The sequence below is a fragment of the Alteribacter natronophilus genome, from assembly GCF_006007885.1.
Classification (GTDB): Bacteria; Bacillota; Bacilli; order Bacillales; family Salisediminibacteriaceae; genus Alteribacter; species Alteribacter natronophilus.
In genome coordinates this window covers 561,989-587,355 of the sequence record NZ_VCRO01000003.1, presented here as the reverse complement: position 1 = coordinate 587,355, position 25,367 = coordinate 561,989, and the positions used below count along the sequence as shown (strand labels likewise).

Genomic DNA, 25,367 nt, shown 5'->3' with positions numbered 1-25,367 from the left:
AGGTCACACCCGTTCCCATGCCGAACACGGAAGTTAAGCTCTCCAGCGCCGATGGTAGTTGGGGGCTCTCCCCCTGTGAGAGTAGGACGCCGCTGGGCAGATATTTTTACTTTTCCCTGTACACCGAAAGGTGTACAAAGATATTTCTATGACAAGGGGCCTTAGCTCAGCTGGGAGAGCGCCTGCTTTGCACGCAGGAGGTCAGCGGTTCGATCCCGCTAGGCTCCACCATCTATACAATAATGGATTTAATTTGGCGGTGTAGCTCAGCTGGCTAGAGCGTACGGTTCATACCCGTGAGGTCGGGGGTTCGATCCCCTCCGCCGCTACCAAATTAATGGAGGAATACCCAAGTCTGGCTGAAGGGATCGGTCTTGAAAACCGACAGGGGCTTCACGGCCCGCGGGGGTTCGAATCCCTCTTCCTCCGCCATTAATGGTCCCGTGGTGTAGTGGTTAACATGCCTGCCTGTCACGCAGGAGATCGCCGGTTCGACCCCGGTCGGGACCGCCATTTAATTTCATATTCGTGGAGGGGTAGCGAAGTGGCTAAACGCGGCGGACTGTAAATCCGCTCCCTCAGGGTTCGGCGGTTCGAATCCGTCCCCCTCCACCATCTATAGGGGTATAGTTTAATGGTAAAACGAAGGTCTCCAAAACCTTTGATGTGGGTTCGATTCCTACTACCCCTGCCATTTTAATGTTTAAATAATGGCGGCCGTGGCGAAGCTGGTTAACGCACCGGATTGTGGCTCCGGCACGCATGGGTTCGAATCCCATCGGTCGCCCCATTTAAATTAAATAATGTAGGGCTATAGCCAAGCGGTAAGGCATCGGGTTTTGATCCCGTGACTCGCAGGTTCGAATCCTGCTAGCCCTGCCATTTACGCGGGAGTAGTTCAGTGGTAGAACACCACCTTGCCAAGGTGGGGGTCGCGAGTTCGAATCTCGTCTTCCGCTCCACGCGCCCGTAGCTCAATTGGATAGAGCGTCTGACTACGGATCAGAAGGTTAGGGGTTCGACTCCTCTCGGGCGCGCCATTTTAACTTCATAGGGGAATACACACGTGCGGGTGTAGTTTAGTGGTAAAACCTCAGCCTTCCAAGCTGATGTCGTGGGTTCGATTCCCATCACCCGCTCCATTTTTATGTCTGAAAACTGTTTATTTCTCCGGGCCTGTAGCTCAGCTGGTTAGAGCGCACGCCTGATAAGCGTGAGGTCGGTGGTTCGAGTCCACTCAGGCCCACCATTACTGTTAATGAACCGGATGATGAACAGACACCTTCAGTGGCCCGTTGGTCAAGTGGTTAAGACACCGCCCTTTCACGGCGGTAACACGGGTTCGAATCCCGTACGGGTCACCAATACAGCTTATTAAGGTCCCCCCTTCCTACCGGCAACGTCATCTGATAAAGGCGGCGTGCTCAGAGAAAGTATTACAGGGTTAAACTTTATAAACGAGCCATTAGCTCAGTTGGTAGAGCATCTGACTTTTAATCAGAGGGTCGAAGGTTCGAGTCCTTCATGGCTCACCATTACATACGTATTAAGGCGTGATCAGTTACTGATCACGTCTTTTTTTATATGCTGTTTTCGGAAAAATTGTTGTTTTATTCCACTGCAGGCGGACGCTTTCACCACAGGCACAAGTGCGACATCCGTTCATGCTTCACGGTGTCTTCTATGCCGCGGGCATCGCTTCAGCCTCCTGGGGAGTGCTTCTGCTTCTTCCTCTGCAAGGTAAGCTTCGAAGCTGTATGCGTCGAAGCAGCTCGAAGCAATCACAGGCTGTAAACGCTCGCACCTGATGCTATTCCCGCTGGAGTCGCCGCCTTTCGCTGCATAATTAATTTGGTCAATAACAACAATCTATACGAACACAGCATTTTTATATTGTGGAAAGGGTCACTTTTCTGTTATTGGGGTCCAGCATCTAAAACTGTATTCTCGGAACAATCTGCCCCAAATTCAGGCAGCATCAGACAGAGGTCATAAAAAATCATTCAATTACCCTTGAAGAAGTAAAATTTTTAAAAAGAAATTTCAATTTTTTTGTAAGCGCTGTGATCATGTTAAGGACAGGGGATGCCGGCTGCACTTTCCCGGCACAACAGGCCCTATAGTACGAATAATATGAGCAAACACCTTGAACGAAAGGGTTTTCACATGTTTTAATGTGTAACATTGAATGATTTAGAAAGATGTATATACAAAAAAGCTAACACTAATCCTATATACGGAGTGATTATCTTATGTCAGCAGTAACCTACGAAGCAAAAAACTATCCCTTCCTTATCAATAATGAATGGAGAGAAAGTGAATCCGGAAAAACGATTGAGATTCAATCTCCAGACGACAAAAGTTCTGTAGGCAGTGTCCAGGCTATGACTCAGGCTGAAACAGATGAGGCAGCGCGGACCAGCAAAAAGGCGCAGGAAGCCTGGGCCAGCACCCCTTTGGATGAACGGGTGGCGCTAATGCACCGCTGGGCCGATGAACTTGAAAAAATGAGCGATGAGCTTGGTGAAATCATTCAGCGCGAAGTAGGAAAAGGCCTTTCCTCTGCAAAAGGTGAAGTCACGCGTACAGCTGAACTGATCCGCTACACAGCCGAACAGGGACTTCGGGTTAAAGGAGAGTACATGTCCGGTGACGGTTTTCCCGGCGGAGGGAAAAACAAGAAGGCTATGATTCAGAAAGTTCCACACGGCGTGGTTCTGGCAATTTCACCGTTTAACTATCCGGTCAACCTGTCAGCTGCAAAAATTGCACCTGCTCTGGTAACAGGTAACACGGTTCTATTCAAGCCGGCTACTCAGGGAGCAATCAGCGGGATTAAAATGATTGAGGCTCTTGTAAAAGCCGGTCTTCCTGAAGGCGTTCTGAACATTGTTACCGGCCGCGGCTCTGTAATTGGAGATTTCATTGTTACACATCCTGATGTGGACATGATTTCATTCACAGGCGGTACGAAAACCGGACAGCACATTGCAAAACAGGCTTCCATGATTCCGGTTGTTCTGGAGCTTGGGGGAAAGGATCCGGCAATCGTTCTCGAAGATGCAAACCTCGAGAAAGCAGCCAGTGAAATTGTGGCCGGGGCATTCAGTTATTCCGGTCAGCGCTGCACAGCCATCAAGCGGGTTCTCGTAATGGACAGTGCTGCAGATGAGCTTGTAGCCAGACTGAAGGAAAAAGTTGAAGAACTGAAAGTCGGGAAAGCGTCTGAAGGAGCAGGAGTAGTACCGATGATTGATGATCGCTCTGCCGATTACGTTGAATCACTTGTGGAAGATGCAAAAGAGAAAGGTGCCACAGTGGTAACAACAGGAGACCGCAAAGATAACCTTCTTTCACCTACACTGCTGGATAACGTAACAGAAGACATGCGAGTTGCATGGGAAGAGCAGTTTGGGCCGGTCCTTCCGATCGTCCGGATCAGCAGCGTATTTGAAGCGATCGACCTTGAAAAAAGAAACGAATTTGGACTTCAGGCAAGTATCTTTACGCAGAACATGGAAGATGCCTTCTCCATTGCTGACAAACTCGAGGTGGGTACCGTTCAGCTTAACGGGAAAACGTCCCGGGGGCCTGACCACCTGCCGTTCCTTGGTGTGAAAAACTCAGGACAGGGTGTGCAGGGAATCGGCCGCAGCATCGAATCCATGCTGAGGGATAAAGTTACTGTCATAAATCTTTAAACCAAATTAAGGGATGCCCCGGCGCAGGGGCATCCCTTTTGCAGTTCCGGGACGGTTCAGATCTGTGGTCCTGACAGTGATCAGCCTGATCGCCGGAATCCCTGTTTCGATAAATTGTAAAAACAGGACTACGCCCCTAAAAGAAAAAGAGACTGGGACAGAAGTGTTTTAATAGATGGAAATCCGAACAATCAATTCGCGCCGCAGGTAAATCGCTCCTGAAATATACTCCGCTTTCCGCGGGAAGCGGCTGAGCCTCCGCGTGCTTCGCACTTCGGGGTCTCACCTGCTCTTTTCCTCCCGCAGGAGTCGGCGAATATTTCATCCGCTTATTTTGTTCGGATTCTCATCAAAAAACTTTCCTTCTGTCCCAGCCACCTGCAGGCGATTAAAACTCGCCCATAAATTCAGATTCATCGATTTCTTCTGCGTTTTCGATTACATCGGCAGGAACTTCAAGATCATCGTGCTCGTTGAATTCACCCAGAATCATGTGAACGGTCTGTTTCATGTTCGTATTGTTCACACCATCATCCACAGTCATATCGGTGTAAATGTTTGCTTCTGTCGTATAGAAAGTTTCCCGGTCAATTGTAATTTCGTACTCAAATTCGTGAATATCCATGGAGTCAACAGCGTCACCCATCATCTGTCCCATGTCGCCATCCATAAGACCGAGCAGCTGTTCTTTCATAGCTTCGTTGTCCACCCCGTCCCCTTTCAGTGTGACGATGTAGAACTCCTCTTCATCCTCAACAGTCACTTCCTCCAGGTTGTCACGGAAAATTTCAAGCTGTTCATCGGGACTGGTCTGTACATCAGCCATGGCGAGCATTTCATCGGTGAAGGATTCGGGAAGTTTAATCCACCCTCCGCTCATAGGATCTTCCATGAGAAATCCATGTTCTTCAGAGAAGTAACTGTCATAGGAGAGAGGCATACCCATCATATCCATCGAGGCGTTCTGATATAAGACGAGTGGATCCATTCTTACCTGCGCTTCTGCAGTCATATTCAGTTCCATTGAATCCTCTCCGAAACTCATTTCCTGTACGGTTTCCATGTCCATAGCATAGCTTGTAAGCTCCTCCATGGCTTCCTCTGAATTGGCAAGTATCTCTTCTGCTGTAAGACCGTCATCACTTTCCGCATTACAGGCTGCAGTAAAAAGAAGTGCTCCTGTTACACATCCGGTCAGCATTGCTTTTTTCTTCATAATGTTACCCTCCGTAATATTCGTAATCAAAGATGCTCCAGTAAACTGTACGATTGGAAATGTATTTGGTTTCACAGGAAAGGATTTTAACAGAAAAAAACGGAAATTCACAGTGGAATTTCCGTTTAATCAGCGGAGGTGCCATATCTTCGGATCTTATAGACACGGGAGTAGTTCCAGTAGGGACTGAATGTCAGGTCGGCAGCGGAGACACCTTCGTCGGTTCTGACAACAATAACGGTGTCGTTTCCAATATAGAGGGCGGGAAACAGACTGCCTTTGGAGGTCCTGTAGAAAAAAACGTCTCCCGGCTGTTCATCCCCTTTCTTTACCCTCGTTCCCCTGGAGGCCTGTTTTTTTGCCGATCTGGGAACGGATATACCACTCTGCTTAAACACGTAGCGGATCAGGCCGCTTCGGCTGAATCCTTTCCGGGGTGATTTGCCTTTTTTTCTGTACTCGGTTCCGAGGAGACCAATCGCTTCCCGAACCGGTTCAATTTCCATGTCTGCCGAGAGATCATCAAAACGTCTCACCCCGGTAAAGTGGTGCATCCAGCTGTCACCGAGGTAGGAAATCGTTGTTTCACCTTCCTCACCGCTGGCGTGAATAAAGAAACGGTCGCCCAGATATATTCCAGTATGGGAGATGCCTTTCTGCCAGGTGCCCGAAAAATAAAGCACATCGCCTTCCCTGGCATCAGGGAGCGGGATGCTCTCACCTTTTTCGAACTGCTGATAGGTCATTCGCGGCAGGAAAATATTCATTTCGGCAAAGGAATGCTGCACGAGATAAGAACAATCGAACGCACTGAGCTGCGAACCGGTAAGACGATACGGCCTATGCAGAAGGGAGAGAGCCTCTTTAACAGCAGGGTGGTCTGTTCCCTTATAGAAAGCAGGATTCAGTCGTTCGCGCTCTTCTTCAGTAAGCCTGCGGCTTTCAAGGAATCTCTCCTGCCAGTACGGGTCTGTCTCCAGGTTTCTGATACTCACTCCGTCACGGGTGACGGTTACAAAGGTGCCACCGTGCAGGTAGACACCGCTAACGAGGCCGAGGTTTCCTTTAAAAAAGACAAGGTCTCCTTCCTGCAGGTCCGTTACAGGTTTACCGAGTTCCCGCTGGAGTACCGGCTTACGGGAGAGAAGAATGCCGGAATGCTCTTTGTACAGATACTGCACCAGTCCTCCGGAGGAAAAACCTTCAGAAGGTGTCCGGCCGCGCTTTGAGCCAGCCGGAGTACCGATCAGTTTGTCAGTGATTGCGGAAAAAGTTGTCTGCTCAGTCGGGTCAGGCCAGAATACAGGAATGCTCTCAGAGAGTGAGCCGTTGTTTTCCGTGACTTCAGCAGCGTGTGTCTGCGGGATATATGGATTAGAAAGGACAGGAAGCAGCAATACAAGTAATAGCAGCATTATACGTTTCATACGAATCCTCTCTTTTCAACGTGTGTTAAGTTCAGTTTTTCCATACATGCAGGTTTCTCATTCAGCTGTGAAGCAAAGTGGCGGTACCGGACGTGTGTGATTGGCTGTAAATGTGTATGATGGTAGGTAGGAAGCAAGAGATGAAAGGAGAATGGGTATGGGGAAAAAGCAGGCAGTTCTGGACAGAATCGAGGACGGACAATGGGCTGTACTTCTGGCAGGAAAAGAAGAAGAGGAAATTATTCTCCCTGTTTCAAAAATGCCGGGCGGTGCCTCCGAAGGGGACTGGTTTACGCTTACTTTCGTAGGCGATACGGTTTCCAGTGTTGTTTCCGATAATGAAGCAGGGATTCAGGCGAAAGAAAACATCAGCAGAAAGATGGAGGCTCTGAAGAAAAAGAAAGGCAGCCGTTTTAAAACAAAAAGAAGGGAGCAGTGAGGTGTTCTCTTTAAACTCTGTTATAAACACCTGATTTCAGGTGTTTTTTTACGTCTGGGCTCATATATATGGGAGTGACACATGTATGGGGTGTTGTCCACAGTTGCTCTGACAGGGACAGCGATATGGATTTATCAACAAGTGGATAAGTGAACTTGTGAACAATGATGCCATACAGCCGAAAGGTGGTTGGAAGATGCATATTCTCGTCTGTATTAAGCAGGTACCTGATACGAAAATCATCAAAGTAAATCCCAAAACGAATACACTCGACCGTTCGAGTGCGCCTGCCATTTTAAATCCGTACGATGCACACGCAGTGGAGGAAGCAGTGAGGCTGAGAAAGATTTATGGGGGAAAAGTGACGGTTCTTTCAATGGGGCCTCCGCAGGCAAGGAATGCAATTCGTAAATGCGTGGAAATCGGAGCGGACGAGGGCATTCTGATTTCAGACCGGCGCTTTGCCGGCGCAGATACCCTTGCAACAAGTTATGCTCTGTTTAAGGCTGTGGAAAAGATTCAGAAAACAGATGGAGTGGATCTGATCCTCTGTGGAAAACATGCCATCGATGGGGATACAGGGCAGACAGGTCCGGGAGTAGCGAGACGTCTCGGAATTCCGCCGCTTACATGTGTTATTCGCGTGGAGGACGTGGATGTGGAAAACCGTACTCTGAAAGTCCACAGGAAGGTTGAAGAAGGGTACGAAGTAATTGCTTCAACCCTGCCGTCTTTACTCACAGTGGAAAAAGAGATTAATGAAGTCAGCTGGGCGCCGCTGCCGAATATGATTCGTGCTGCGCGATACGAACCGTCTGTGTGGAATGTGGATGATCTCGACGATGTGGATATCAAACAGCTTGGTTTGAAAGGATCCCCTACAATTGTGGGTAAGATGTGGCCGCCGGAAAAAAGCAAAGGGGCGAAAATGATTAGCGGAGACCCTGCAGACCAGACAGTTGCAGTTATGAAAATATTTATGAAAGAACAGGAACTGTTCACAAAAGCAGGCAGGAAAAACTGATAAGGGTGGAGAGGATTTTTCTGAAGGGCGGAGGTAACGATGAGGGTAAATATTGATGACTACCGCGGTGTCTGGGTGTTTATGGAGCAGAAAGAGGGACAGCTTCTCGACGTGGGGCTTGAGCTTCTTGCAGCCGGGCAGGATCTGGCACGGAAGCTGGAAGTGGATGTGTGCGGTGTTCTGCTGGGAGACGGCGTTAAGCCGCTGACCAATCAGATTTTTGAAGCCGGAGCCGACAAAGTCTACGTAATCGACGACCCTATTCTGAAGTTTTACAGAACGGAAACATACATGAAAGCAGTTGGGGATCTGGTGAGAAAATACAAGCCGGAGATCTTCCTCTACGGGGCAACATCAAACGGAAAGGATCTGGCCAGTGCAGTAGCAACCGATGTGCTCTGCGGGCTAACAGCCGATACAACCCTGATGGATGTGAATGTGGAGAAGCGTCTGTTCGAGGCGAGCCGTCCGGCATTCGGCGGAAATATTATGGCGACGATTCTGTGTAAGAAGCACCGTCCCCAGATGGCAACAGTGCGGCCGAAGGTGATTAAGCGGCTTCCTCCCGAACCGGGTCGTACCGGGGAAGTGGTGGAAGAAGTAATCACCTTAAAGGAAGAGGACCTGAAAACGAAAGTGCTTGAAATCGTCAAGAGTTCCAAAAAAGCAGTAAACCTTGAAGAAGCAGACATCATTGTGGCGGCCGGGAAAGGCGTTAAGGATGCAAAGGGCTTTGCGATGGTGGCAGAACTTGCCGAAGCTATGAACGCCACTCTCGGGGCGAGCAGGGACGTAGTGGAGGCCGGTCTCTGCGGACATGAACGTCAGGTGGGCCAGACCGGAGCGACCGTCACTCCGAAAGTATACGTGGCAGTCGGAATATCAGGTGCTATTCAGCACCTTGTAGGGATGCAGAACGCCGAACTGATCGTGGCAATTAACAGCGACCGGGAGGCACCGATTTTTCAGGCAGCCCACTACGGTATTGAAGCCGATGCTTTTACAGTGGTCCCGATGCTCACGGAAGCATTCAGGAAAGAACTGAGCAGGGAGCCGGCCGGTGAGGAAACGGAGGAAACAGAAGGGGTGACGAGCCGTGGGTGACCGTTTTGATGTCATTGTTGTAGGAGCAGGGCCGGCGGGTACGAGCTGTGCATACACTGCTGCAAAATCAGGGTTGAATGTCCTGCTCATTGAACGTGGAGAGTACCCGGGATCAAAAAATGTGATGGGCGGAATTCTGTACCGCAAACAGATGGAGGAAATTATTCCGGAGTTCTGGAAGGAGGCGCCGCTGGAACGGCCGGTGGTGGAGCAGCGCTTCTGGTTTATGGACCGTGAATCGATGGTCACATCAAGCTACAAAGGCCTTGAGTGGGGAAGGGAGCCGTACAATAATTTTACGGTTCTGAGGGCGAAATTTGACCAGTGGTTCGCTTCCAAGGCCGTGGAGCAGGGAGCACTGCTGATTAATGAAACCGTAGTCACGGAATGTATTGTAGAGGATGGGCGTGTTGTCGGAGTCAGAACCGACAGACCGGACGGAGACGTCTATGCCGACGTAGTCGTACTTGCAGACGGTGTCAACTCCCTTCTTGGGAAGAGTCTCGGTTTCCACAAGGAATGGAAGCCTGATGAAGTTGCGCTCACAGTGATGGAAGTGATGAACCTTCCGAAAAAAACGATCAACGAGCGCTTTAATGTGGAAGACAATCAGGGGGTGTCAATTGAGATTTTCGGAGACTCCACCCAGGGGCTTCTCGGAACTGCATTTCTCTATACAAACAAAGACAGCTTAAACATCGGTGTCGGAACAACCCTTTCAGGCATGATTAAGAAAAAGCTGAAGCCTTATCACCTATTGGAGTATGTGAAAACACATCCGATGGTGAAGCCTTACCTGGAAGGCGGTGAAACAGCCGAGTATCTGGCGCACCTGATTCCGGAGGGCGGCTACAAGTCTGTTCCTCGTCTCGTCGGGGACGGCGTGGTGATTGTGGGGGATGCAGCGCAGTTCGTGAACGCCATTCACCGTGAAGGGTCCAATATGGCCATGAGCTCAGGGAAAATGGCAGCCGAGGCAATCGTCAGGGCAAAGGAAATTGGTGATTTTACGGAACGGACGCTGGACCACTACCGGAAGGAACTGTACCGCAGTTTTGTCGGGAAAGATCTCAAAAAATATAAGGATGTCACCCACACATTTGAAGATCACCCGCAGTATATGGCTGATTACATTCCGATGCTCAATAAGGCAGCCAATAAGTTCTTCACTGTTGACGGCAGCCCGAAAAAGCAGAAGCAGAGTGACATCATTAAAGGATTTACAAAGGATAAAGGAAAGATCACCGTCGCCAGGGATTTAATACGAGCATGGAAGGTGATGAAATAATGGCAAAAACAATTGAAGAAAAGCAGTACCTTGTCCGGTTCCGCTGTGATACGAAATCACACCTCGAGGTAAAGGACGAAAATGTCTGTCTTACATCGTGCCCTGATAAGGACTGTACGATTTTCTGTCCGGCTGACGTGTATAAATGGGAAGGGGACCGTATGCATGTAGGATTTGAAGGGTGTCACGAGTGCGGAAGCTGCCGAATTGGCTGCCCTTACGATAATATCAAATGGGAATACCCAAAAGGCGGCCACGGCATCGTATTCAGGCTGGCATAGAGGTTGACACATCCGGTATGATTTTTCACCGGATGTGTCAACCTCTTTCGGCCTGTGCGGAGCCGCTCCACGAACTAGCAGTCTGACCGGCGGTTTTTCGGTCAGACCGGAGCGAGCGGAGCCAGGGCATTACTTAGGACCCGGGTGGTAAAAAAACCACCCGGGTCAACGCCTTACGTATTGCCGGGAGCCTTCTCAATCGCCTGAGAAACAAAATTCTACATGATTTCCGATTAATTATTACTGAATTCTCTTTAATTCTAACTGATTTAAGAATAATTCTAACTGATTCCAGATTAATTCTAACTAATTCCCGATTAATTCTAACTACCTTATAAATAATCCCTCGCACGTTGATATCCAAAACGGGAAGTGCATCACTGCTCCCTCCAGTAGTACTTCACTTTCTCCAGATCCAGATTTTCAGAAGGCGTGATGTCCGCATCCAGCACATGCTCCATCAGGTTAAGGGCCTCCCGGTTATCCTCCTCGTGGTTCGAAGCACTGCAGTCCGAGGGAATATAGAGACGGTAGCCTCTCATATAGGCATCATTGGCTGTGAAATGTACACACATATTTCCGGCAAACCCTGCAATGACAAGTGATTTTACGTTCAGATACTCCAGAAGAAGATCGAGAGGAGTATTAAAAAAAGCAGAGAACTGCGGTTTTAATACGAAGTAATCGTCATCTTCCGGCTCCAGGATTTGTGTAATTTCCTTACCTCTCACATCATTATCCAGACAGTGGCGCACAAGGGTCTTAAAGTCGGACTGCCATTTTCCGTAGTTATCGTTTATATAAAGTACAGGAATGTTCAGCTCCTTTGCTCTTTTTTTCAGAGCGGCAATCTTTTCGGCAGCGGGACGGGCATACCGGTGGAGCTTTTCACCGTCTTCAAATTCAAAATCGTTAATGACATCCACCAGCAGAAGAGCGACATGCTGGTATTCTGTCACGTGGGGATTTTTGTTAGTTTCCGTCATATATTGATTTCTCCTTTTTGAGTATGCTGTAATGGGGTAAGGCAACTGAGCAGGAGAGCAGTCAGAATCAGATTCATGAAGCGAACGTTATAGTTCTGACGCAGGTTAATTTTCCCCAATATAAACCGATTAAACATTGCAGCAAAGGAGACGGAAGGATGGAAAAAGAAAAGGAACTATTACGGCTGCTTGAGAAAAACGGCCGTATGCCCGTAGAGAAGATTGCACGGATGCTTCAAATGGAGATAGAAGAGGTCAGGCAGATGATGAGTGACCTTGAAAAAAGAAAGGTCATCCTCGGTTACTCGGCAGTTGTGGACTGGACGAAAGCTGATGTTCCTGAAGGAGTAACAGCAACGATTGACGTAAAGGTTCAGCCGAAAAGGGGTACAGGCTTTGATGAAACGGCCGAGCGGATCTATAAGTTTAAGGAAGTAAAAGCGCTCTATCTCATGTCAGGTACATATGACCTCAGTGTTGTTATTGAGGGAGCCACGATGACGGAAGTAGGACAGTTTGTTTCGGAGAAGCTTTCCACACTCGAGTCTGTATTGTCCACAACCACTCATTTTCAGCTGAAAAAGTACAAGCATGACGGTGTTGTGTTTGGAGAAGGGGAAGACGATCACCGGATGGTGGTTTCACCATGACAGATGAGAAACGTTACTTATCCGAGGCAGTCAACCGGATAAAGCCGTCCGGCATCCGGAAGTTCTTCGATCTGGCTTCCTCTATGGATAACATCATTTCTCTAGGAGTGGGAGAACCGGACTACACGACCCCGTGGAACATCAGGGAAGCGAGCATTTCCTCACTTGAGCGGGGATTTACGTCCTACACAGCCAACGCGGGTCTGACGGAGCTGAGAGAGGGAATCGCAAAATACCTGGACAGGCATTTTAACGTTGATTATGATCCTGAAAATGAAGTGATCGTTACATCCGGAGCCAGCGAAGCCATTGATCTTGCCATGAGGGCGACAGTGAACCCGGGGGATGAAGTGCTCGTGGTTGAGCCGTCGTTTGTGTCCTACGCACCGCTTGTGTCATTAATCGGCGGGACCCCGGTCCCTATTCCCACTTCAATTGAAAATGGATTTAAAGTAACAACGCAGGCGATCCGCGAAAAAATCACCGACCGGACAAAGGGAATTCTTCTCTGCTTTCCAAACAATCCGACAGGAACGGTGATGAATGCCGGGGAAATGGAAGAGGTCGCAGCGGTGATTCAGGAGCATGATCTCGTAGTATTTTCCGATGAAATATATGCGGAAATGACCTATGACGCCCCTCATGTCTGTGTACCCGCACTTTCCGGCATGCGTGAACGGACAATTCTGATCAGCGGATTTTCAAAGGCGTTTGCCATGACGGGATGGCGTCTCGGCTATGTAGCGGCACCTGAGCATATCGCAGCAGGCATGCTGAAAATTCACCAGTATGCGATGATGTGCGCATCCACCATGGCTCAGTACGGTGCAATTGAAGCGCTGGAAAACGGCCGGGAGGAAATGCTTGAAATGGTGGAAAGCTACCGGCAGCGCCGTAACTACTTTGTGACGGCTCTAAAGGAGGTCGGACTGGACTGCCATACACCGGGCGGCGCATTTTACGCGTTTCCGAGTATTCGTTCAACGGGGCTTTCTTCAGAGGAGTTTGCAGAAAAACTCCTGTTTGCCGAGCGCGTAGCAGTTGTTCCCGGTAATGTCTTTGGTGAAGGCGGGGAGGGCCACATCCGCTGCTCCTATGCCGCTTCACTTGAACAGCTTGAAGAAGCAGTCGAACGGATCGGTCGTTTCATTAAAAGTCTGTAACAGAACCCCCTGATCACGGTATGGTCAGGGGGCATTTTGTGTCCTTTTTCTGCCGAAAGTACCATGAATTAAAAACACTTAATTACTGAAACAGAACGTCCCATGCCTGCAGCAATGCAGAAAAAAAGCCGGTCCGCGTCATGGCGGGCCGGCCTTAAAGGGGGAATACAAGATTGTATACAGTACCTATCATATCCGTTCGGTCAATTTTTATACGTCGGAAATGAAAAGATTGATGAATGCAAGCACAATAGCAATCGGTGTCACGTATTTCACAAGCACAAACCAGACGTTAAACACCGTCCGCTTCATTGCCGATCCTTTCTGCATCTCTTCGTAAAGCGCATCTTTTTTAATTTTCAGCGGAGCAAAGATGGCGATCAGCAAAGCACCGAGCGGCAGCATAATGTTACTTACGATAAAGTCCATCAGATCAAAAAAGGTGTTACCGAAAAACATGACATCAGCGAGCACCCCATAGGAAAGTGCAGATGGAATCCCCATCACAAAAATAAGGAGCCCGCAGAGCCAAGCTGCTTTCTTACGTTTTGCGGGATCATTTTTCGTGACAGACGCCACCACCATCTCAAGAAGCGAAAATGCTGAAGTGAGCGTTGCGAAAAGCAGCAGTGCCATAAACGCGATGAAAAACAGTCCCCCAAAAGGAAGTTCACTGAATACAGTCGGCAGGACAATAAAGAGCAGCGGCGGGCCTTCTGCCGGTTCAAGACCGAATGAGAAGACTGCCGGGAAAATGGCCAGTCCTGCGAGAATGGAAATAAAAATGGTCAGGCCCGTAATGGATACAGCCGATTTCGGAAGACTTTCCGTTGATTTCAGGTAGGAGCTGTAGGTAACCATAATGGAAACCCCGAGACTCAGACTGAAAAAGGCCTGTCCAAGTGCATATAAAATAACTTCTCCCGTAACGGATGAAAAGTCAGGCATAAGGAAGAAGGAAACGCCCTCCATAGCACCTGGCAGTGTCAGGGAACGAATGACAATGATGATAAACAGTACAAACAGGGCCGGCATCATGATCTTACTGAAACGTTCAATTCCTTTCTGAACGCCACCCTGTACGACAAGGATCGTCATTATCATAAAAATAAGATGGGCACCGAGAGCAAGGGCGGGATTACTGATTGTCTGCCCGAAAAGGGCTTCAAACTCAGGAGCACCGCGACCTGCCAGTCCTTCTGTTAATGATCGGTAAAGATAAATGACAATCCATCCGCCAACTACACTGTAAAAGGATAGAAGAAGGAAAGAAGCCGCAACTCCGAGACGTCCGATCCAGTACCACGGTGTACCCGGGGCCAGCATTCTGTATGCGGTAATGGCCTCATGCTGTGTTCTACGTCCGATTGTAAACTCTGTGAGCAGGAGCGGCAGGCCGAGAAAGATCGTAAATATAAGAAATATAAGGAAAAATGCACCGCCTCCGCTTGTCCCAGCTACATACGGCAGCTTCCATATTGCACCGAGTCCGATCGCCGAACCGGCTGCAGCAAGAATAAAGCCGAGCTTGGACGTCCACTGGTCCTTATTTGCCATCGTAGATTACCTCCGTTCTTTCATTTTCACTTTCTTAAATGTTCAGAAAACATCACTTTCGCTCTGCAACATTTTTACACTATAAAGTGTTACGGTAACGGCTGTCAATGCTATGTGTGAAATTTGTCGAAACTATTCGATTTATTTTGGTGCTTCCGCGTTTGAAAATGGAAAATATCCCTTTTTGTCACGGGGGGAAAGCTGTGATATAATTAACCAGTTAATAAATAGCTATAGGAGTTGTTCTCATGTCAGGTAACTATGAAGTAGGAAGCATCGTTGAAGGAAAAGTAACTGGGATTAAGCCATTTGGTGCGTTCGTCGCTCTAGACGAAAAGAAACAGGGTCTTGTACACATTTCCCATATTGCACACGGTTTCGTAAAAGACATCAACGAGCACCTTTCCGTTGGTGACGAAGTGAAAGTAAAAATTCTCAGCGTTGACGAAGAATCAGGCAAAATTTCTCTTTCCATCCGTGAAACGCAGCCAAAGCCTGAGCGTCCAGCACGTCAGGATCGTCCAAACCGCCAGGGCGGCGGCGGTGGCGGCAAGCGTCACACAAACGAAAAGCCTCAGGGCTTTAACACTCTTGAAGAAAAGCTTAAAGGCTGGCTTAAACAGTCTAACGAAATTCAGGCTGACCTTAACAAACGCGCGAAAAAATAAGGATTTCCCAGAATCCTGCTTTTCCGAAACGAGAAAGAGACACTCATCCGTGAGGGTCTCTTTTTTTTATCCTGCCTCCCACAAAACAGCCGGGCACGAAAAAGCTTTCCGCAAGATAAATCTGCGGAAAGCTTTTTCATACTCTCACCTTGCAACCCGCTTCCAGAAAAGAGTGAACTCCCAGGTGATCTGGAACGAATGGGTGAAGGTGATTAACGCTGAGGTTCCGGGCTGCGTTCCATTTCTTCGTCCGGCTTAAACAGGATGGAAATACAATACAGGCCGGCCAGTCCGACAAGCGCGTAAATAAACCGGGAAAACCCAGCTGCCTGTCCACCGAAGATTGCTGCTACAAGGTCAAACCGGAAAAAACCGATCAGTCCCCAGTTCACTGCTCCGATAATAGCCAGCACGAGCGCTGTGCGTTGAATACCGCTCATTCGTTCCTCACCTCCTTGTTTAACTCCAAAATAAAGAAGCGTGTCTGCTCCTTTTCTTATAATGAATAAACTGGGCCGCTTTTATTCACAACAGTTGTGTCTTCCTGCCGGCACATTCCTTTACAGGTATGCAGACAGTGGTAAATAATAAGGAAACAGAAGGGAAAGTTTAGTTTAATGAAGGAGTGAAGCGTAAATGGATAACTTTATTTACCAGAATCCTGTAAGACTGATCTTCGGTCAGGGACAGGTGAAAGAACAGCTGACAGATCAGCTGAAACCATATGGAAAGAAAGTTCTGCTTGTTTATGGAGGGGGCAGCATCAAACGTAATGGTCTTTATGATGAAGTAACTGCACTTCTTAAGGATGGCGGTTTTATAATACATGAACTTGCGGGCGTTGAACCGAATCCACGTCTCTCCACAGTACATAAAGGAGTGGACATCTGCAGGACTGAGGATATTGACGTCATTCTTGCTGTTGGCGGCGGAAGCGTCATCGACTGCACAAAGGCTGTCGCAGCGGGTGCCAAATACGACGGAGATGCATGGGATCTCGTTACGAAAAAAGCAGTTCCCGATGCTGCTCTCCCTTTTGGAACAATACTTACCCTTGCAGCCACCGGTTCCGAAATGAATGCCGGATCCGTTATTACCAACTGGGAAACCCATGAGAAATACGGATGGGGAAGCCCTCACGTTTTCCCGAAATTTTCAATTCTTGATCCCGCGAACACTCTGAGTGTTCCAAAGGACCATACGGTTTACGGAATTGTGGATATGATGAGTCACGTGTTTGAACAGTATTTCCATCCTCAGACAAATACACCACTTCAGGAAAACATGTGTGAAGCGGTGCTGAAAACAGTGATTGAAGCAGGGCCTGAACTGGTGAAAAATCCCGATGACGTTAAGCTTCGTGAAACAATCCTTTATTCGGGAACCATTGCCCTGAACGGCATGCTCCAGATGGGGGTGCGCGGCGACTGGGCCTCACATAATATTGAACATGCCGTTTCCGCCGTTTACGATATTCCTCACGCAGGCGGACTGGCCATCCTGTTTCCTCAGTGGATGAGACACCATCTTGGGAAAGGCGAGGACAAGCTGGTAAATCTTGCAGTAAATGTCTGGGGAATAGATCCTGAAGGGAAGTCCCGGAGCCAGGTTGCTGAAGAAGGCATCCAGCGTCTGGAACAATTCTGGACGAGCCTTGGTGCGCCGAACCGCCTTGCGGACTATGACATCGATGACAGCCGTATTGACGAAATGGCTGATAAAGCCATGGCAAACGGATCTTTTGGCAATTTCAATGCCCTTGAGAAAGATGACGTCGAAATGATCCTCAAAGCCTCTTTGTAACTGAATATAACTATAGAGCACCCGGATTCGGGTGCTTTTTCTATCCGGGTTTCAGACAGCCGTCATTCCCCACTGCGCCAATAATGGATGAAACTAAAAGGCTATTTTTGTAAAGGTTGCTGTGTTATTACGCTGCAGGTGGACGCTTTCGACGGGCATCGCTTCAGCCTCCTCGGGAAAAACGCCATGCGCGGTCTTCACCTGATGCTATTCCCGCAGGAGTTGCCCCCTTTCGCTCCATGATTAATTTTACGTAAAGGAACAATTTTTCCGAAAACAGCTGACTAAAAAGACCGTCGAAAACTGGATGCGCTTACAATTGCCTGTTCCCTTGATTATTTGAGGTGGTTTTTATAAAGTGAAACGTGGAAGAGTAGTAAATAGCAATTTACACTCAATACTGGAGGTAGAAAAAATGTCAAATGTGATCTCATTCGATTACAAAAAAGCGGATCAGTTTGTGGCCGCTCATGAAGTAGAAAATATGACCGGAGCAGTGAAAGCTGCACACGACGCACTACATAACGGCACAGGAGCAGGCAGCGACTTTCTTGGCTGGCTCGATCTCCCGGTAAACTACGATCAGGAGGAATTTCGCCGTATTAAGGAAAGCGCCGAAAAGATTAAAAGTGATACGGACGTTCTTCTCGTTGTCGGGATCGGCGGCTCCTACCTTGGCGCCCGGGCAGCAATCGAAGCGCTCAATCATTCCTTCTACAATGTTCTGAATCAGGAACAGCGCAGCACCCCCCAGGTGCTGTTTGTAGGAAACAACATCAGTTCCACCTACCTGCGTGACCTGATCGACCTGCTTGAAGGAAAAGATATTTCCATTAACGTTATTTCAAAGTCAGGAACAACAACCGAGCCGGCGATTGCCTTCCGGATCCTTCGCGATTACATTGAGAAAAAATACGGAGTAGAGGAAGCACGGAAGCGAATCTACGCTACAACGGATAAAGATAAAGGGGCCCTGAAAGAGCTTGCAAATGAAGAAGGATACGAATCCTTTGTCATTCCGGATGATGTCGGCGGGCGTTTCTCCGTTCTCACAGCCGTTGGCCTTCTGCCGATTGCCGCCAGTGGACTTGATATTGATGCTATGATGCAGGGAGCTGCTGATGCCCGAGAAGCATACAGCAGTGACGATCTTGCAGAGAATGAAGCCTATCAGTATGCGGCGGTTAGAAATGCTCTCTATAATAAGGGGAAAACCATTGAACTCATGGTTAACTATGAGCCCGCGCTTCACTTTGTAAGTGAATGGTGGAAGCAGCTGTACGGAGAAAGTGAAGGAAAAGACGGCAAGGGGATTTTCCCGGCAGCAGCTGATTTCTCGACTGACCTTCACTCACTGGGCCAGTATGTACAGGATGGCCGTCGTGACCTGTTCGAGACAGTACTGAACGTGGAAAGCGTGCGCGAGGAAGTTAAAATCGAAGAAGCTGAATCAGATCTCGATAACCTGAACTACCTTGCCGGTGAGACAATGGACTTTGTAAACAAAAAAGCATTCCAGGGAACGCTTCTTGCCCATACGGACGGGAATGTACCGAACCTTATTATTAATGTGCCGGAGCTTAACGAATACCATTTCGGCTATCTTGTTTATTTCTTTGAAAAGGCCTGTGCCATCAGCGGATACATCCTCGGTGTGAATCCGTTTGACCAGCCGGGTGTGGAAGCGTACAAAAAGAATATGTTTGCTCTTCTCGGCAAACCCGGCTTTGAAAAAGAAAAAGAGGAACTGGAAAAGCGTCTGTAACCGAATCGGCTGTCGAATGCCGTCCTTTTCCCGGGAAATAGCGAATAATTTAAGCCGAATAATTTAAGCCTGACTGAATGGATGCCTTATTCAGTCAGGCTTTTTGTATGCGTCAAACCGGTTCGGGCATGCTATAGGCAAGGAACACTGTGGAGGTGCAGGACATGATTGACATTGAATCACCACTTGAGGGCCATAAAATTGCCATGGATGATCTTGAAGATAAAATAAAACCTCTCGGTTACGTGGTAGGTGGCGGGTGGGAGTATGATCACGGCTACTTTGATTATATGATGGACGATAAGGAGAGCTACCTTTGTCTGAGGCTGCCTTTTACCGCATATGACGGGGAATTGGACAGAAAGGATGCAGAAGTACAGCTTGGAAGGCCCTTCCTTTTATCACATAAGTATCAGCGGGGCCTGGATGACGGGGTGCAGGATCCGAACCCGCTTACAAACCAGTTTTCCGAACCGGTGGATAAGGACGCGCATTTTCCGGAAGAGTGGATCCGGACAGGAAAAGAATACGTAAAGGAACTTGAGCAGGTCATTCTGCACGATGCTCATGTGTATAAGCGGGACCGGTAGTTAACCGGATCCGCTTTTTTTTAACAGAACGACGAGATGGTCCTCTTCCTGAAGTTTATAATCATCAGGCGGAAGGAGTTCAGCAGTGTCATCTCTCCATATGCCGAGAAGGTGTTCACCGTCGAATCTCCAGTCTTCGATCAGCTGTCCGTAGGTGAGACCGATGCACTCCTCCGGCAGCGCTTTCATCTGCATGATATTTTTTGTGTCTTTTTTCAGCAGTGTGAGCATGAGGCGGCTCACTCCGTGTGATTCGGGTCCATTATTCATAAGAGAGCTGAGCATAAGGGAACTTTGGACAAGTTCATCAGCACCGGCCCGTCTCGCATTTTTCACCTGTGCCTCGGTTACTATTTCGGCGATTGTGTATATATCGGGATTGACTGATTTAATGGCAAGGATGGAGAGCACTGTTTTAATGTCCGCTGTGCTTTCATCCACGTGGGAATCTGCCGTTATGATCGCTGTATGGGCTTTGGAAACGTTGGCCTTCTGAAGGATCTGGTCATGACTTGCGGATCCTCTGACGAAATGGAGCCAGTTCATGGACTGCGGTTTCCTTTCAAGGGAATCGTCGATCAGGACTACATGCTGGTCTGCATTATGTCTGTGAATCATATCCAGAAGAAGACGTGACCGTTCGTTCCATCCCACGACAAGGATGTGGCCGGACTGCCGGAAGGACCATTTACCAGTTTCAATATCATCTCTCGTGCTCACTGCAGAGGAGGCGACGTTGCCAAGGTAAAAAGAAAACGTACCTACCCCTGTCAATATCAGACCGACCCCGATAATTCTGCCGATGAGCGATTCAGGGACATAGTCACCGTAACCAACAGTGGAGACAGTCACAATCGCCCACCAGACTCCGTCGAATAAATCCGGAAACACAGCGGGTTCGAGAAAATGGATGATCGTCCCGAACAACAGGACAATGGCAAATAAAAGTGTCAGCAGCTTAACAAGCGTGCTGAGGTGGCTTGATGCTGTACGAGTCAATACTGAAAGCCTGAACAAATCTTCACCCCCCGGGAATATGCTCTCTCCATTATTGACGAAATCAAGTGCGAATCATTCATGATTTTGTTATTATAAGGTTTCGAGGGGGGAATGAGATGGCGCAGGCGGTTATATTTGCAATCACGATGTTTATCGGGTGGGTGATTTTTGACGCGATTAAACATAAAAAGTTTATAAAGGAAAACATACTCGCCGGAGCAATAGCCGGCATTATTGCAGGAGTTGTATGGTATATCCTGTTTGTTATCTTTTAGATTTGAAGAGGCTCCGGGAGACAGAATTGTCCGACTATTAAAAAGTGCTTGATTCAGGGTCGCCAATCGGATATAATTCATTATGTCGAAAGGAAATGGGGCATTAGCTCAGCTGGGAGAGCGCTTCGCTGGCAGCGAAGAGGTCAGCGGTTCGAGCCCGCTATGCTCCACCATACATATGTGATTAACGACGCAGTTTCTGGTTTTAACCAGGAATTGCGTCGTTTTTTAATTCATAAGGATTGTTGCGGCCACTTATATCGCTGGTGTTCCGGCTGATGCTCCTGCTGCAGCTGAGGTGTTATACCCGCTTTATTTAAAAATCCCCGGCTTACAATACACAACACGGAAAATATCCTCCTGCCCTGCTGCATACAAAAAGAGATCAAAAAAAGCTGCCCAAAAATAACTTTTGGGCAGCTTTATACTGCATATAGGAAATTAACTGGAGTCAAAGATGCACAGTTCTCTAGGCAGCGACTCCAGCGAAGCTGTTTTATAGGAGCGCATCAGCGCTTTTGTTCTTACATAATTGCTTTAATGGAACTCTTTTTTACCTGTGATCCTTTCCGGTCCGGCTTAAGATGCTGGACGTCACAATTCCTGAATGAAGATGCCAGCTTTCTCCTTACAAAGCTTCCAGAGCCCTTAGGTACATATACCATCACAATCGGTCCGGCTCCGCTCAAGGCCACTCCGTATACGTTCATTGAAGCCGTGAGTGTGATAACTTTCTCCAGCTCCGGAACGAGGGCAGAACGATATGGCTGATGGAACAGGTCCTGCTGCATCATTTTACCGGCAACATCCCAGCGGTTCTGCATAAGAGCAGCCACAAGTACGTTACCGACACTGCTCGCTTTCACCGCCTCCCCAAAGGGAAGGTTCTCCGGGAGCAGGCTTCTTGAAGAAGAGGTCTTGAGCTCATAATCTGGTACAACAGCAACGATCTCAACTTCGGGATATATACCGGACAGCACATCCGTCTGTTTGTCACTGTGAGTTCCTATTACAAGCCCTCCGTAAACAGAAGCCGCCACATTATCCGGGTGTCCCTCGTAACAGCTTGCGATCCTTACTTTTTCCTTGGCGGGCAGGTTCAGAGCAAGGAGTTCATCTGCAAGTTCAATTCCTGCGACAATGGCCGCAGCGCTGCTCCCAAGTCCCCGGGCCATGGGAATATCACTTGCAAGCTCAACCCGGCATGGGGGGAGTTTGCGATCTGCACCTTCTGCTACCTGTGAAGCCACTTTGCAGATAAGATTATCCTCTCCTTCGGGCAGGTCCGACAGGCAGGGTGAACTGGATTGAAAGGACCACTGTTCACCAGAGGAAGCCGTGAGGGTGAGATAACGATTCACAGCCATCCCTACGCTGTCGAAGCCGGGACCGAGGTTGGCTGTACTGCCGGGAACGGTGATCGTGATCATCTCGTCCCGGCTCATTGTTTGACACGCTCCTTGATCAGATCAAAGATGGCTTCTTCATTATTCGGGAGGACGTCTGCTTTAAATAATGAGCTTTCGATGGCACAATTCGGGTCTTTTAAGCCGTTGCCCGTAAGCACGGCAACAACCCTGGTTCCTTTTTCAATCTTTCCTGATTCAACCTGCTTTCTTACTCCTGCAAGGGATGCTGCAGATGCAGGTTCGCAAAAGACGCCCTCTTCCCTTGCAAGTTGCTTATATGCTGACAGAATGTCACGATCTGTTACCTCGTCGATTGCCCCTCCTGATTCCTGAGCGGCATTTACTGCATGTTCCCAGCTTGCCGGGTTTCCGATGCGGATGGCTGTCGCGATCGTTTCCGGATTTTCGATGGCCCGGCCCCTTACAATGGCGGCAGCGCCTTCCGCTTCGAAGCCGTGCATACGGGGGAGTCCTGACCGGTGAGTCTGGTGATACTCTTTAAACCCTTTCCAGTAGGCTGTAATATTCCCGGCATTGCCGACAGGAATTGCCAGAACACCGGGTGCTGAACCAAGCTGTTCGCACACTTCAAAAGCAGCTGTCTTCTGGCCCTCAATGCGGTGAGGGTTTACAGAGTTAACGAGAGATATCGGAGCTTTTCTGCTTATGCTCTGAACCATCTTAAGGGCTTCATCGAAGTTTCCTTCTATCGTAAAAATTTCAGCCCCGTACATGACAGCCTGAGCGAGTTTTCCCATAGCTACTTTTCCGTCGGGGATCAGAATAATACACCGCATTTTCGCACGGGCAGCATATGCTGCAGCTGCAGCGGAAGTATTACCGGTGGAAGCACAGATAACAGCTTCATAGCCTTCTTCCTTTGCTTTAGCCACTGCCATGACCATCCCCCGGTCTTTAAATGACCCTGTTGGATTAGCGCCTTCGCACTTGGCATAAAGTTCCACTCCCCACTGCTTAGACAGATTGGTTAGTGGAACCAGGGGAGTGTTCCCCTCATTTAAAGATAACGATGGTGTGTTTTCATTAATAGGCAGTAAATCTCGATAATGGTGAAGCAGTCCTTTCCAGTACATGTTATTGTCCTCCTTCAACCCTGTAAGCTGCTATTCACGTGATCGACTCCATCATATTCAGCCAACGATTTTAATACAGCATCAAAGTTTTGCCCGGATACTCGGTGTGCTGGCGGATCGCTGTTCGTCATAGCCTGGATCCAAAGACTCTTTCAGGACTGCATAGTAGTCTCTTCCTTCTTTCGTCATCTTCGTTAAAATATAGTTTGTTGTCCGGTTAAGAATGACCATCATTTTTTGTGATATTATCGGATGCCGGGTACGTCTGTAAACTGCGTACAATTGAAATTCTTCAGCAGTACATGCTTCATGATCTTTACGCTTCCAATGACTGTTGTGTCCGTTTTGAGAGTACAATTGTCTTTGTATAGAGGTCATTATAGAGGGGGATCAGCTCCTTTACAACCCTGTTTCTTCTTCTTTTTTCTTAAATGGCAACAAAAGAACAGGTGTTTACGCTTGCCGGTGCCCCACAGCCACTATTGTTTTTTTACTGCCTCCGGATCAGAAAGGAAGAAGGTACTATAGAAAGCATGATTTATTTTATTTAAAAAGGATAATGGAGTAATAGATGCTTTATCACTGCAGGGTGCACAAATACAGAGGCCTGCAATGGTAAAGGTAATCATTAACTTTCAAAGGAGGGTATAATGTGCTGTATCATTATGGGGACATGAAGGTCGAAGAAACCTCAAGTAATATGATTTCTCCCGAGAAAGGGACAGTGGTATTTGAGTGCTCCGGCAGCAAAGCCACCTCTTTTGCTGTAACTATTGAACGAAGAGGAGACAATTATATTAACACTGCCAGAACACTCCTTGCTCAAAAAGTAGACGACCCTGAGGAATTCGATGAATTTTTAAGAGAGAAAGCCCAAAATATCCTTGAGAAAAAATACGGATAACGCTCTAAAGCAGGTATTATCGACGCAGTTTCCGATTCCAGACGGAAGCTGCGTCTTTTTTTTGCCCGAATCCGGCCGTGATTTTTCTATGATACTGAGAACGTAGTAGGCAGCAATGCCTGAAATGAAATATAAGTAAAAGAAAGGTTTAATCAGGGGGCCGTCCTGGCAAAAGAGATTACCATAAGCCTTAAAAAGCTAAGGTGATTTTCTTAAATATTAATTTCAAGGAGGAGATTTCAGATGGCACAAAACCAATCCAGCCAAAACAACTCAAACGAAAAAATGAGTCGTGAGGAAGCTGCAAAAAAAGGCGGCGAAGAAAACGCCAGACAGCATGATAGTGAACACTTTGCAGAGATTGGCAAAAAAGGCGGAAGAAACTCTTCAGGAAATCAATATACTAACAGTTCCAGCTCAAACAGCAGTAACTCCAGCAGTAACAGTACAAGCAGCCAGAACAGCAGCTCAAATGGAACAATGAGCCGTGAAGAAGCCGGTCGAAAAGGCGGCGAACAGACGAGCAGAAACAAAGATAAAGAGTTTTATCAGGAAATCGGCCAAAAAGGCGGAAAAAACTCAGGCAACCAGTATACAAACAGCAGAAATTAATATTACCTGTCTCTGAAAGAGGTGGAGAGTATGGCGAAATACACTAAAGATACGGAAGACTCCCCCGAACAAAGAAAAAAGGAAAAAAGCAAAGATCAGGATCTCGAACCTCAGCGTGAGACAACGCAGAATAAAAGGGGAAAAGAAGAAGATCCCGATGATAACGAATAATAGTGGATACCCGGCCGGTGCGGCCGGGTTAATTTTTTTGTAAAAGGCGGCTGCCTCAGTTAAACATTTAATGGAATAATTTGGACCCGGACGTGAGGTCTGGTATGAGATTACTATTCAAATATTCTTTTTTAAGAAATAAGTCAAATGACCTCCGGACTCCTTCAATTACAGGCCGGTACGTATCGGGACTAAAGGCCTTATTTTGTATTGCCGGCAATTATCTGAGAATAAATACCAA

25 protein-coding genes, 15 tRNA genes and 1 rRNA gene are annotated in these 25,367 nt (G+C 48.0%); 32 read left to right on the top strand and 9 right to left on the bottom strand.

Features of this window, described 5'->3' with window-relative positions:
- From rrf to FGB90_RS12735, 16 genes are all read left to right on the top strand, one after another.
- Nucleotides 1-98, top strand: a 5S ribosomal RNA gene (rrf, locus tag FGB90_RS12810); the annotation flags it as partial.
- Between the two features lie 57 nt (nt 99-155).
- Nucleotides 156-231 (top strand) — tRNA-Ala (locus FGB90_RS12805).
- A gap of 24 nt (nt 232-255) precedes the next feature.
- Nucleotides 256-332: transfer RNA gene (locus tag FGB90_RS12800), tRNA-Met, on the top strand.
- A 7-nt stretch (nt 333-339) separates the two neighbouring features.
- Nucleotides 340-432 (top strand) — tRNA-Ser (locus FGB90_RS12795).
- A gap of 5 nt (nt 433-437) precedes the next feature.
- Nucleotides 438-513 (top strand) — tRNA-Asp (locus tag FGB90_RS12790).
- 17 nt (nt 514-530) lie between these two features.
- Nucleotides 531-615 (top strand) — tRNA-Tyr (locus FGB90_RS12785).
- 5 nt (nt 616-620) lie between these two features.
- A tRNA-Trp gene (locus FGB90_RS12780) sits at nt 621-694 on the top strand.
- 19 nt (nt 695-713) lie between these two features.
- Nucleotides 714-790 (top strand) — tRNA-His (locus FGB90_RS12775).
- A 17-nt stretch (nt 791-807) separates the two neighbouring features.
- Nucleotides 808-882 (top strand) — tRNA-Gln (locus FGB90_RS12770).
- A 5-nt stretch (nt 883-887) separates the two neighbouring features.
- Nucleotides 888-962, top strand: a tRNA-Gly gene (locus tag FGB90_RS12765).
- Nucleotide 963: 1 nt separating this feature from the next.
- A tRNA-Arg gene (locus FGB90_RS12760) sits at nt 964-1,040 on the top strand.
- A 28-nt stretch (nt 1,041-1,068) separates the two neighbouring features.
- Nucleotides 1,069-1,142: transfer RNA gene (locus tag FGB90_RS12755), tRNA-Gly, on the top strand.
- A 30-nt stretch (nt 1,143-1,172) separates the two neighbouring features.
- Nucleotides 1,173-1,249, top strand: a tRNA-Ile gene (locus FGB90_RS12750).
- 40 nt (nt 1,250-1,289) lie between these two features.
- Nucleotides 1,290-1,364 (top strand) — tRNA-Glu (locus FGB90_RS12745).
- 95 nt (nt 1,365-1,459) lie between these two features.
- Nucleotides 1,460-1,535 (top strand) — tRNA-Lys (locus FGB90_RS12740).
- Nucleotides 1,536-2,252: 717 nt separating this feature from the next.
- Nucleotides 2,253-3,701, top strand: coding sequence for an NADP-dependent glyceraldehyde-3-phosphate dehydrogenase (locus tag FGB90_RS12735; protein ID WP_138811204.1), 1,449 nt, complete (start codon nt 2,253-2,255; stop codon nt 3,699-3,701).
- Between the two features lie 388 nt (nt 3,702-4,089).
- On the opposite strand, the gene FGB90_RS12730 is transcribed toward FGB90_RS12735, so the two are convergent.
- Nucleotides 4,090-4,917 (bottom strand): DUF6612 family protein, encoded by an 828-nt coding sequence (locus FGB90_RS12730; protein WP_138811203.1) that lies wholly within the window; start codon nt 4,915-4,917, stop codon nt 4,090-4,092.
- A gap of 125 nt (nt 4,918-5,042) precedes the next feature.
- The gene (locus FGB90_RS12725) at nt 5,043-6,344 is read right to left on the bottom strand and encodes a C40 family peptidase (protein WP_138811202.1); all 1,302 of its coding nucleotides are present in this window, start codon (nt 6,342-6,344) and stop codon (nt 5,043-5,045) included.
- Nucleotides 6,345-6,501: 157 nt separating this feature from the next.
- Here FGB90_RS12725 and FGB90_RS12720 point away from each other — a divergent pair, with 157 nt between their 5' ends.
- The 5 genes from FGB90_RS12720 (at nt 6,502) to FGB90_RS12700 (ending at nt 10,480) form a co-directional block, all read left to right on the top strand.
- On the top strand, nt 6,502-6,783 hold the full coding sequence (locus FGB90_RS12720) for a DUF3006 domain-containing protein (RefSeq protein ID WP_171051809.1): 282 nt from the start codon (nt 6,502-6,504) through the stop codon (nt 6,781-6,783).
- Nucleotides 6,784-6,979: 196 nt separating this feature from the next.
- Nucleotides 6,980-7,807 (top strand): electron transfer flavoprotein subunit beta/FixA family protein, encoded by an 828-nt coding sequence (locus FGB90_RS12715; RefSeq protein WP_138811200.1) that lies wholly within the window; start codon nt 6,980-6,982, stop codon nt 7,805-7,807.
- A 39-nt stretch (nt 7,808-7,846) separates the two neighbouring features.
- Nucleotides 7,847-8,911, top strand: a complete 1,065-nt coding sequence (locus tag FGB90_RS12710) for an electron transfer flavoprotein subunit alpha/FixB family protein (RefSeq protein WP_138811199.1) — start codon at nt 7,847-7,849, stop codon at nt 8,909-8,911.
- The gene (locus FGB90_RS12705; protein ID WP_138811198.1) at nt 8,904-10,199 is read left to right on the top strand and encodes an FAD-dependent oxidoreductase; all 1,296 of its coding nucleotides are present in this window, start codon (nt 8,904-8,906) and stop codon (nt 10,197-10,199) included. Before FGB90_RS12710 ends, FGB90_RS12705 begins: the two co-directional genes overlap by 8 nt.
- Nucleotides 10,181-10,480, top strand: coding sequence for a ferredoxin family protein (locus FGB90_RS12700; RefSeq protein ID WP_138811197.1), 300 nt, complete (start codon nt 10,181-10,183; stop codon nt 10,478-10,480). Before FGB90_RS12705 ends, FGB90_RS12700 begins: the two co-directional genes overlap by 19 nt.
- Nucleotides 10,481-10,857: 377 nt before the next feature.
- On the opposite strand, the gene FGB90_RS12695 is transcribed toward FGB90_RS12700, so the two are convergent.
- Nucleotides 10,858-11,466, bottom strand: a complete 609-nt coding sequence (locus tag FGB90_RS12695; RefSeq protein WP_138811196.1) for a cysteine hydrolase family protein — start codon at nt 11,464-11,466, stop codon at nt 10,858-10,860.
- Between the two features lie 158 nt (nt 11,467-11,624).
- Here FGB90_RS12695 and FGB90_RS12690 point away from each other — a divergent pair, with 158 nt between their 5' ends.
- Both FGB90_RS12690 and FGB90_RS12685 read left to right on the top strand, forming a co-directional pair.
- The gene (locus FGB90_RS12690; protein ID WP_138811195.1) at nt 11,625-12,116 is read left to right on the top strand and encodes an Lrp/AsnC family transcriptional regulator; all 492 of its coding nucleotides are present in this window, start codon (nt 11,625-11,627) and stop codon (nt 12,114-12,116) included.
- The gene (locus tag FGB90_RS12685) at nt 12,113-13,279 is read left to right on the top strand and encodes an aminotransferase (RefSeq protein WP_138811194.1); all 1,167 of its coding nucleotides are present in this window, start codon (nt 12,113-12,115) and stop codon (nt 13,277-13,279) included. Before FGB90_RS12690 ends, FGB90_RS12685 begins: the two co-directional genes overlap by 4 nt.
- Before the next feature lie 210 nt (nt 13,280-13,489).
- On the opposite strand, the gene FGB90_RS12680 is transcribed toward FGB90_RS12685, so the two are convergent.
- A complete protein-coding gene (locus FGB90_RS12680; protein ID WP_138811193.1) occupies nt 13,490-14,836 on the bottom strand; it encodes a sodium-dependent transporter in 1,347 nt (448 codons plus the stop codon).
- A 248-nt stretch (nt 14,837-15,084) separates the two neighbouring features.
- Here FGB90_RS12680 and yugI point away from each other — a divergent pair, with 248 nt between their 5' ends.
- The gene (gene yugI, locus FGB90_RS12675) at nt 15,085-15,504 is read left to right on the top strand and encodes a S1 domain-containing post-transcriptional regulator GSP13 (protein ID WP_138811192.1); all 420 of its coding nucleotides are present in this window, start codon (nt 15,085-15,087) and stop codon (nt 15,502-15,504) included.
- Nucleotides 15,505-15,716: 212 nt separating this feature from the next.
- Here yugI and FGB90_RS12670 read toward each other — a convergent pair whose 3' ends face one another.
- Nucleotides 15,717-15,944 carry a DUF378 domain-containing protein gene (locus tag FGB90_RS12670; protein WP_138811191.1) on the bottom strand — a complete coding sequence of 76 codons (228 nt, stop codon included), beginning with the start codon at nt 15,942-15,944 and terminating at the stop codon, nt 15,717-15,719.
- A gap of 196 nt (nt 15,945-16,140) precedes the next feature.
- Between FGB90_RS12670 and FGB90_RS12665 the strand changes: the two genes are divergently transcribed.
- The 3 genes from FGB90_RS12665 to FGB90_RS12655 all read left to right on the top strand — a co-directional run bounded on the left by FGB90_RS12665 (nt 16,141) and on the right by FGB90_RS12655 (nt 19,662).
- Nucleotides 16,141-17,307, top strand: a complete 1,167-nt coding sequence (locus FGB90_RS12665; RefSeq protein ID WP_138811190.1) for an iron-containing alcohol dehydrogenase — start codon at nt 16,141-16,143, stop codon at nt 17,305-17,307.
- Nucleotides 17,308-17,722: 415 nt separating this feature from the next.
- A complete protein-coding gene (locus tag FGB90_RS12660) occupies nt 17,723-19,072 on the top strand; it encodes a glucose-6-phosphate isomerase (protein WP_138811189.1) in 1,350 nt (449 codons plus the stop codon).
- Between the two features lie 164 nt (nt 19,073-19,236).
- Complete coding sequence (locus FGB90_RS12655; protein WP_138811188.1) at nt 19,237-19,662, top strand: YugN-like family protein; 426 nt, start codon at nt 19,237-19,239, stop codon at nt 19,660-19,662.
- On the opposite strand, the gene FGB90_RS12650 is transcribed toward FGB90_RS12655, so the two are convergent.
- On the bottom strand, nt 19,663-20,679 hold the full coding sequence (locus FGB90_RS12650; protein ID WP_138811187.1) for a potassium channel family protein: 1,017 nt from the start codon (nt 20,677-20,679) through the stop codon (nt 19,663-19,665).
- A gap of 98 nt (nt 20,680-20,777) precedes the next feature.
- Between FGB90_RS12650 and FGB90_RS19710 the strand changes: the two genes are divergently transcribed.
- Together FGB90_RS19710 and FGB90_RS12645 are read left to right on the top strand one after the other, a co-directional pair.
- Nucleotides 20,778-20,936, top strand: a complete 159-nt coding sequence (locus FGB90_RS19710; protein ID WP_171051808.1) for a hypothetical protein — start codon at nt 20,778-20,780, stop codon at nt 20,934-20,936.
- A 97-nt stretch (nt 20,937-21,033) separates the two neighbouring features.
- Nucleotides 21,034-21,109, top strand: a tRNA-Ala gene (locus FGB90_RS12645).
- A 351-nt stretch (nt 21,110-21,460) separates the two neighbouring features.
- On the opposite strand, the gene thrB is transcribed toward FGB90_RS12645, so the two are convergent.
- The 3 genes from thrB to FGB90_RS19970 all read right to left on the bottom strand — a co-directional run bounded on the left by thrB (nt 21,461) and on the right by FGB90_RS19970 (nt 23,721).
- Nucleotides 21,461-22,381: a homoserine kinase gene (gene thrB / locus FGB90_RS12640; protein WP_138811186.1), complete on the bottom strand. Its 921-nt coding sequence runs from the start codon at nt 22,379-22,381 to the stop codon at nt 21,461-21,463.
- Nucleotides 22,378-23,439, bottom strand: a complete 1,062-nt coding sequence (gene thrC, locus FGB90_RS12635) for a threonine synthase (RefSeq protein ID WP_138811185.1) — start codon at nt 23,437-23,439, stop codon at nt 22,378-22,380. Before thrC ends, thrB begins: the two co-directional genes overlap by 4 nt.
- 81 nt (nt 23,440-23,520) lie before the next feature.
- Nucleotides 23,521-23,721, bottom strand: a complete 201-nt coding sequence (locus FGB90_RS19970) for a hypothetical protein (protein ID WP_438502696.1) — start codon at nt 23,719-23,721, stop codon at nt 23,521-23,523.
- Nucleotides 23,722-24,091: 370 nt separating this feature from the next.
- Here FGB90_RS19970 and FGB90_RS12625 point away from each other — a divergent pair, with 370 nt between their 5' ends.
- The 3 genes from FGB90_RS12625 (at nt 24,092) to FGB90_RS19705 (ending at nt 25,126) form a co-directional block, all read left to right on the top strand.
- Entirely contained in the window at nt 24,092-24,343 is a 252-nt protein-coding gene (locus FGB90_RS12625; RefSeq protein WP_138811184.1) for a hypothetical protein, read from the top strand.
- 243 nt (nt 24,344-24,586) lie between these two features.
- On the top strand, nt 24,587-24,955 hold the full coding sequence (locus tag FGB90_RS12620; protein ID WP_138811183.1) for a KGG domain-containing protein: 369 nt from the start codon (nt 24,587-24,589) through the stop codon (nt 24,953-24,955).
- Nucleotides 24,956-24,985: 30 nt separating this feature from the next.
- Nucleotides 24,986-25,126 carry a hypothetical protein gene (locus tag FGB90_RS19705; RefSeq protein ID WP_171051807.1) on the top strand — a complete coding sequence of 47 codons (141 nt, stop codon included), beginning with the start codon at nt 24,986-24,988 and terminating at the stop codon, nt 25,124-25,126.
- Nucleotides 25,127-25,367: the final 241 nt, after the last annotated feature.